Consider the following 7,206-nt stretch of genomic DNA (forward strand, 5'->3'; position numbering starts at 1 on the left):
GTCGGACCGACCGAGGAGACCCCGTGCCCGCCGCCCCCGCGCACCGCGACGAACCGCGGCGCCTCGCGTCCCTGCACGAGCTCGACGTCGACGCGACCAGCGCGGACGTCGAGCTGCGGGCGCTGGCCACGGACGCGGCGCGGGCGCTGGGCATGCCGGCCGCCCTCATCAGCATGGTCGACGGCGACCGGCAGTGGTTCGCCGCGCGGCGCGGCCTCGGCGGGGTCATCGGCTACGACGTCGCCCAGACCCCCCGCGAGGTGTCCTTCTGCGCCCACGTCGTGGCCGCCGAGCACGCGATCGCGGTGCCGGACGCGACGCACGACCAGCGGTTCGCGGACAACGCCCTCGTCACCGGCCCCGAGCACCTGCGCGCCTACGCCGGGGCGCCGATCCTCGACGGGGACGGCCTGCCCCTGGGGGCGCTGTGCGTCCTGGACCGCGAGCCGCGCGACCTCGACGAGACCGCGCTCGCCGTGCTCGGCGAGCTGGCCGCGTCCGTGTCGGAGGTGCTGCGGCGGCACCGGTCCCCGCGGGGTGGCGCGACCGGGGGTCCGGACCGCCGCGCCTGACCCGGCCGGAGCAGGTCAGCGGGGACGGCGGACGGGACCGCGCGACTCGCCCGGCAGGCGCGGCATCCGCTTGCCGGTGTCGATGAGCTCGACGAGCCCCGGCGTGTACGTCAGGCCGTGGGACTCGGTCACCCGCCGCAGCAGCGCCACGGCCTCCTGCGTCGCCCGGCGGCCGAAGACGGGCAGGTGCGCGACCTGCGCGGGCGCGTTCGGACCGGGCACGTCGAACGGCCCGCCGCGCAGCCTCAGCACCGGCCCACTGCCGCCGAAGGACCGGGACGGGGTCGACCAGGAGACCTCGAGGACGTCGGCCCACGCGTAGGCGCGCTCCCCGGCCCGCGTGAGGACGACGATCGACTCCCGCTCCAGCCGGACGGTGTCCAGGCGGTGGCGGACGACGGTGTGCACGATGCAGACCGCCGCGGCGCCCACGTAGGCGACGAGGACGGGGGCCACGCGCTCCCCGCGCCACCAGACGTCCAGGGCGAGGAGCCCGAGCAGGAGACCCGCGAGCGCCAGGCCGCGCCGCGTCCCCCGCGCGCCCAGCGTGGGCGCCTCCTCCTGCACGCGCCTCATGCTCGCCCACGCGGTCCGCCGACGCCGCCACGTCACCCGACCGGCGCAGCTCTCACCACGACGTGCAGCGGGAGGACCCACCGCCGTCACCGCGCGCCGCCCGCACACCGCAGCGTTCCCCGACCCGCCGCAGGACGTGCCCCGGACGCACCGGAGGCCGGTCACGCTGCTGCGTGACCGGCCTCCGGCACCCCTCGCGGGGTGAGTCGACTCCCTCAGGCGGACGCCTCGGTGACGTCGACCGTCACCTTGGCGGACACCTCGGGGTGCAGCCGGACGAGCACGGTGTGCGAACCCGTGATCTTGATCGGCTGCGGCAGTTCGACCTTGCGCTTGTCGACCGCCGGGCCGCCACCGGCCGTGACGGCCTGGGCGATGTCGGCGGGCGTGATGGCCCCGAACAGGCGGCCGCCCTGGCCGGCCCGGGCGCTGAGCACCACGGGGCGCGACTCGAGCGACTGCTTGATCGACTGCGCCTCGTCGAGCGTCGCGATCTCGCGGGCCTGACGGGCCTTGCGGATCACCTCGACCTGCTTCTCGCCGCCGCGCGTCCACGGGGTCGCGAGGTTGCGGGGCAGCAGGAAGTTGCGGCCGTAGCCGTCCTTGACCTCGACGACGTCGCCGGGGGTCCCGAGGCCGGAGACCTCGTGCGTGAGGATGAGCTTCATCTCGTCTCCCCTCCTCAGCGGGCGGAGCTGCTGTAGGGCAGCAGCGCCATCTCGCGGGCGTTCTTGATCGCGGTCGCGATCTGCCGCTGCTCCTGCACGGACACGCCCGTCACCCGGCGCGCGCGGATCTTGCCGCGGTCGGAGATGAACTTGCGCAGCAGCGTCGTGTCCTTGTAGTCGACCGCCTCGATCTTGGCGGCCTTGAGCGGGTTCTGCTTCTTCTTGGGCTTGCGCACGGGCACCTTGGCCATCGTGGTGCTCCCCTCTCGTGAGAGCCCGGGGGACTGCCCCGGGATGGTGGTGTTCTAGAGGTGGACGAGGAGTCAGAAGGGCGGGTCGTCGTTGGAGGAACCGCCCCAGCCCCCGCCGGATCCGCCCTGGCTCCCGCCGGACGGGCCGGTGGCCCAGGGGTCCTCCTGCTGCTGGCCGCCACCCTGACCGCCGCCGGAGCTCGCGCCCCAGCCGCCGCCCTGGCCGCCGCCGCCGCCGGAGTTGCCGCCGCCGCCGAAGCCACCGCCGCCACCGCCACCGCGCGAGGTCTTGTTGACCTTCGCGGTCGCGTAGCGCAGCGAGGGGCCGACCTCGTCGACCTGCATCTCGATCACCGTCCGCTTCTCGCCCTCCTTCGTGTCGAAGGTGCGCGACTGCAGACGACCGGTGACGACCACGCGGGTGCCCCGGGTCAGCGACTCGGCGATGTTCTCCGCGGCCTCGCGCCACACGGCGCACCGCATGAACAGCGTCTCGCCGTCCTTCCACTCGTTCGACTGACGGTCGAACGTGCGGGGGGTCGAGGCGACCGTGAAGTTCGCGACCGCCGCCCCCGAGGGGGTGAAGCGGAGCTCCGGGTCGTTCGTCAGGTTCCCGACGAGGGTGATGACCGTCTCGCCGGCCATCAGGCGGCCTGCGCGCGGAGCAGCTTCGTCCGCAGCACCGCCTCGTTGAGGTTGAGCTGGCGGTCCAGCTCCTGGGCGATCTCGGGCGTCGCCTGGAGGTCGACGACCGCGTAGATGCCCTCGGACTTCTTCTTGATGTCGTAGGCCAGCCGGCGACGACCCCAGATGTCGACCTTGGCGACCTCGCCACCGCCCTGACGGACGACGTTGAGGAACCTGTCCAGCGACGGGCCGACGGTCCGCTCCTCGAGCTCAGCGTCGAGGATGACCATGAGCTCGTAGTTGCGCGTGCTCATTCCCCACCTCCTTCGGTCTCATGCGGCCACGGTCTCTCCGTGGCAGGAGGGTGAGCGGCTGAGTCTACCGGCCCTCCGTCGCCCACCCTGCCGCGAGCGGGCCGCCCCGGCGGCCGCCGTCCACAGCGGGGGCCCGACCGGGGCCGGAGCGGGGCCTGGGGACCCCGCGGCGGAGCGCCCCGCTCAGGCGACGCGGACGACCAGCCGGTCGGGGGCCCCGTCGAGGACCCCGCCCGCGGGGTCGTCGTCGCCGTCGGCCCGCACGAGGTCGCGACCCGGGGAGCGCGCGTCGCGCACCACGGCCACCACGAGCCACGCGATGCCGGCGGCCCGCAGCAGCAGGAGGGCGGCGTACAGCTCGGGCGGCAGCCCGCGGTCCGGCGTCGACTGCCCCGCGATGAAGAGCCACACGGCGCCGAAGTAGAGGGCCTCCGTGGTCCACCACACGACGTGGTCGCGCCAGCGGGGCACCGCCAGCGCGGCCAGCGGCAGCAGCCACAGCGCCGCCTGCACCGGGAACGAGGAGCCCAGCACGCAGAAGCCCGCGACCAGCAGGAACGCCACCTGCGGCACCCGGGGACGGCGGGGCGCCCACAGCACGAACACGGTGACGAGCAGCGACCACACCACCCACGCCGAGAGCGTCAGCGCGGTCACGGCCCCCGCCGGCAGGCCGTCCTGCGTCGCCGCGCGCGTCGCCTGCTGCACGAGTTGCGGGAGCAACCACAGGGAGCCGTACCCGGCGCGCTGGGGGAAGAAGCCGTCGAGGTAGGCCGACCAGGCCGCGAAGGAGGTCAGCGCGAGGGGCAGGTCCACCACCAGCCAGGTGAGCGCGGCCACCGCGGCGGTCCTCGCGACGGCGCGCAGGCGGCCGGCGCGCAGCCCCAGCAGGACCAGGGCCAGCAGCAGCAGCACCGGGTACGTCCGGGCGGCGACGGCGAGACCGAGGAGGACGCCCGCGGCGACCGGCCGGCGCCGCGCCCAGCAGGCCAGGCCGGCGGTGGCGAGGGCGACACCCGCCAGGTCGAGGGACACGAGGCCCGTGATCGCCAGCAGCGGGCTGACCGCGACGAGGAGGACGTCGAAGCTCCGCCGGCGCCCGGCCGCGACCACCGCGGCGGCGACGACCACGAGGGCGGCGAGGAGCAGGGCCACCGCGGTGGCGTCGAAGTAGGCGCGCTGGGCGGCGACCGTGACCTCGTCGGGGGCGAAGAGCCCGAGCAGCCAGGCCAGGCCCGCGGTGAGCGGCGGCTGCGACAGGGTGACCCCGTCGGCGTACGGTCCGAGGCCGCGCGCGAGCCCCGAGGACGTGTAGACGACGGGGGCGTCGGAGTAGCAGAGGTGGAAGAACTGGTCCGGGCTGTTCCAGCCCACCGTGCGGCAGTGGTGCTTCGCGACCGCGCCGACCGCGACGAGCACCGCCGTCAGCGCCAGGCTGACGGGCAGCGCCGCCGCCCACCAGGGACCGTCGCCGCCGAGGCGGCGCCCCGCCGGGCCCCCGACGACCTCGCTCGCGGCGCGGACGAGACCGTCACTGCGGGTGGGCGACTGCGGTCGCGGCGGGGGCGTGCTCACCGCAGCAGCTTCCCTCACCCGGCGGGGGCGGCGCTCGCAGACCCGGCCGTGGCCTCCTGCAGGTCCTCCTCCGGCGCCGCCGGCGCCGACGGGCCCGACGCCTCGCCCGAGGGCGAGGTGCCGCTCGGGCCGCTGCTCGTGGGCGCCGACGTCGGGGAGTCCGAGGGCGTCGCCGACGGCGAGTCGGTGGGCCCGGCCGTCGGGGTGTCCGTGGGCGAGGCCGTCGCCGTCTCGCTCGGCGAGGACGTCTCGCCGGCCGTCGGCGTCGAGCTCGGGCGCGAGGGGCTGCTGGTCGCCGCCGAGCCGCCGCGGCTGCTGCCCACGTAGTCGGGTGCGGGGAAGGACTGGCGCGGCTGGCCCTCCAGGGCGCCCTCCATGAAGGCCGTCCAGATCCGGACGGGGTAGGACGCGCCCGTGACCTCGCCCGAGCCGAGCCGCAGCGACTCCTGGCTGCCGTCCTCGCCGATCTGGTACATCGCGACGGTGGCCGCCAGCTGGGGGGTGAAGCCCGCGAACCACGCGGACCTGTTGTCGGTCGACGTCCCGGTCTTGCCCGCCGCGGGGCGGCCGAGGTTGCGGGCGTAGCTGCCGCTGCCCTGCGTCACGACCTGCTGCATGGCGTAGGTGGCGTCGGCCATCACGTCCGGGGCGAACACGCGCTGGTTGGTCGGCGAGGCCGTGAAGGTGCGCGCGCCCGTGGCGTCGTCGACGCTCGCGACCGTGTGCCACTGGTTGCGCACGCCCTGGGCCGCGAACGTCGCGTAGGCCTGCGTGACGTCGATCGGGTGCGGCGCCGAGGCCCCCAGCACGTTGGACGGGAAGTCGTTCAGGTCCTGCGTGTTCTCCGGGTAGCCCGCCCGCACGGCGACCTGCTCGGTCGTCGCCGGGCCCACGTCCTCGTTGAGCTGCGCGTAGACGGTGTTGACGGACTTCGCCGTCGCGGTGAGCAGGTTGATGCGCCCCAGCGACGACCCGCCGAAGTTGTTGACGGGCTTGTCCCAGCCCTGCACCCGCAGCGGGCTCGTGCCGTTGTAGGTGCTGCGCAGGGAGATGCCCTCCTCCAGGCCCGCGACGAGCGCGAAGGGCTTGAACGTCGACCCCGCCTGCGCACGGTCCTGCGTGACGGCGTTCTGGCTCCGGGTCAGGTAGTCGGCTCCGCCGTACATGGCGCGCACCCCACCCGTCGCGGGGTCGATCGCCGAGACGGCCACCTGCAGGCCCGCGGGCCGCCGCTCGGGCAGCTCCTCCTGCACCGCCTCGACGGCGGAGCGCTGCGCGCTGACGTCGAACGTGGTGACGATCCTGTACCCGCCGCGGTCCAGCTCGTCCTCGGTGAGCCCGACCGTGCGGGACAGCAGCTCGCTGCGCACGGTCGAGAGGAGGTACCCGTTGGTGCCCGCGTAGTCGTTCTGCGGCTGCGGTTCCACCGTCGGCGGCAGGCCGGCGGCGGCCCGGTCGGCGGGCGACAGCCAGCCCTCGGAGACCATGCCGTCGAGCACGTAGTCGACGCGCTCGGTGGCGGCCTGCGGGTCGTTGCGCGGGTCGAGGCCGCTCGGAGCCTTCAGCACGGCGGCCAGCAGCGCCCCCTCGGACACGTTCAGCTGCGACACGTCCTTGCCGAAGTACGCCTGCGCGGCGGTCTGGATGCCGTACGCGCCGCGGCCGAAGTAGACGGTGTTCAGGTAGTCCTGCAACGTCTCGGCCTTCGACTGCGCCTGGTCGATCTTCAGCGACAGGAAGAACTCGTCGAACTTCCGCTTGTACGTGCGGTCGGCCGTGAGGAAGTAGTTCTTCACGTACTGCTGCGTGATGGTCGAGCCGCCCTGCTGCGAGCCGCCGCTGACGTTGTTCCACAGCGCCCGGACGATGCCGGTGGGCGAGACTCCGCGGTTCTCGTAGAAGCTGCGGTCCTCCGCGGCCAGGACGGCGTGCTGGACGGGCACCGGGATCTGCTCGATCGAGACGTTCTCGCGGTTGCGGGCCGCGAAGTCCCCGATCTCCGTCGTCCCGTCGGAGTAGTAGACGGTGCTGACCTGCGCGTCGGCGAGGGCGTTCGCGTCCGGGATGTCCGTGAGCGTGTACGCGGCCGCGAAGCCGCCGACGCCGAGCACGGCACCGACCACCGCGAGCCCGCCGAGCCACGCGGCGATCCGGCGGCCGCGCCGCTTCGGGCGTCGCGTCGGGGTCGGGGCGGGGGTGGGTCGGCGTGCTGCCACTGCGGTCAGGTCCTCCGGCGTCGGGGAGCGCACGGCACCGCCGGTGCGCCTGCTTCACGTGCTGCGGTGCTGGTGCTCGGGTCACGGGCTGAGCCGGCCGCGCCGGCGTGGGACCGGCCCGCCGTCCTGGGGGCCGTCCCGGTCCAGTATGCGGTCCCCCCGCGGGGGGGCACGGCCGTCGGGCGGGGACCGGCCGAGGTGTGCACAGCACCTCCACGACGCGCAGCGGGCCCGGCGCGGCCCGGCGCAGGCGGCGTCAGGGCCCGGTGGGCGGTGCGGTCGTGACGAAGGGCGGGAGCAGCGTGGCCGTGTCCGACGCGGTCGGCGACTCCGTGGGCGACTCCGTGGGCGACTCCGTCGGCGGGGTCGTCGGCGGCGTCGTCGGGCTCGACGACGCCGCCGACGAC

Annotated in this window: 9 protein-coding genes; 2 read left to right on the forward strand and 7 right to left on the reverse strand. The window is 74.9% G+C overall.

The features are described 5' to 3' along the window. The first annotated feature begins 23 nt into the window (after positions 1–23). The gene (locus tag GTR02_RS17945) at positions 24–572 is read left to right on the forward strand and encodes a GAF domain-containing protein (protein WP_166608855.1); all 549 of its coding nucleotides are present in this window, start codon (positions 24–26) and stop codon (positions 570–572) included. Positions 573–587: 15 nt separating this feature from the next. Here GTR02_RS17945 and GTR02_RS17950 read toward each other — a convergent pair whose 3' ends face one another. From GTR02_RS17950 to GTR02_RS17980, 7 genes are all read right to left on the reverse strand, one after another. After that, the gene (locus tag GTR02_RS17950) at positions 588–1,139 is read right to left on the reverse strand and encodes a hypothetical protein (RefSeq protein WP_166608856.1); all 552 of its coding nucleotides are present in this window, start codon (positions 1,137–1,139) and stop codon (positions 588–590) included. A gap of 224 nt (positions 1,140–1,363) precedes the next feature. Next, on the reverse strand, positions 1,364–1,816 hold the full coding sequence (gene rplI, locus GTR02_RS17955) for a 50S ribosomal protein L9 (RefSeq protein WP_166608857.1): 453 nt from the start codon (positions 1,814–1,816) through the stop codon (positions 1,364–1,366). 14 nt (positions 1,817–1,830) lie between these two features. Next, entirely contained in the window at positions 1,831–2,067 is a 237-nt protein-coding gene (rpsR, locus tag GTR02_RS17960; protein ID WP_166608858.1) for a 30S ribosomal protein S18, read from the reverse strand. Between the two features lie 72 nt (positions 2,068–2,139). Beyond that, entirely contained in the window at positions 2,140–2,712 is a 573-nt protein-coding gene (locus GTR02_RS17965; protein WP_166608859.1) for a single-stranded DNA-binding protein, read from the reverse strand. Then, entirely contained in the window at positions 2,712–3,008 is a 297-nt protein-coding gene (gene rpsF, locus GTR02_RS17970; protein ID WP_166608860.1) for a 30S ribosomal protein S6, read from the reverse strand. Before rpsF ends, GTR02_RS17965 begins: the two co-directional genes overlap by 1 nt. Before the next feature lie 183 nt (positions 3,009–3,191). After that, positions 3,192–4,583 carry a glycosyltransferase 87 family protein gene (locus tag GTR02_RS17975; protein ID WP_166608861.1) on the reverse strand — a complete coding sequence of 464 codons (1,392 nt, stop codon included), beginning with the start codon at positions 4,581–4,583 and terminating at the stop codon, positions 3,192–3,194. 14 nt (positions 4,584–4,597) lie between these two features. After that, on the reverse strand, positions 4,598–6,799 hold the full coding sequence (locus GTR02_RS17980; RefSeq protein WP_166608862.1) for a transglycosylase domain-containing protein: 2,202 nt from the start codon (positions 6,797–6,799) through the stop codon (positions 4,598–4,600). Between the two features lie 200 nt (positions 6,800–6,999). On the opposite strand from GTR02_RS17980, the gene GTR02_RS17985 reads away from it, so the two are divergent. Next, positions 7,000–7,206 (forward strand): hypothetical protein (locus GTR02_RS17985; protein ID WP_205709549.1); only part of this gene is annotated, 207 nt, incomplete at its 3' end.

It is taken from the genome of Kineococcus siccus (genome assembly GCF_009906795.1).
In the GTDB taxonomy this organism is placed as follows: Bacteria; Actinomycetota; Actinomycetes; order Actinomycetales; family Kineococcaceae; genus Kineococcus; species Kineococcus siccus.

Excerpts from the sequence above, each read along its gene's own strand:
- rplI (WP_166608857.1), bottom strand. The coding sequence starts at position 1,816 with ATGAAGCTCATCCTCACGCACGAGGTCTCCGGCCTCGGGACCCCCGGC.
- rpsR (WP_166608858.1), bottom strand. The coding sequence starts at position 2,067 with ATGGCCAAGGTGCCCGTGCGCAAGCCCAAGAAGAAGCAGAACCCGCTC.
- GTR02_RS17965 (WP_166608859.1), bottom strand. The coding sequence starts at position 2,712 with ATGGCCGGCGAGACGGTCATCACCCTCGTCGGGAACCTGACGAACGAC.
- rpsF (WP_166608860.1), bottom strand. The coding sequence starts at position 3,008 with ATGAGCACGCGCAACTACGAGCTCATGGTCATCCTCGACGCTGAGCTC.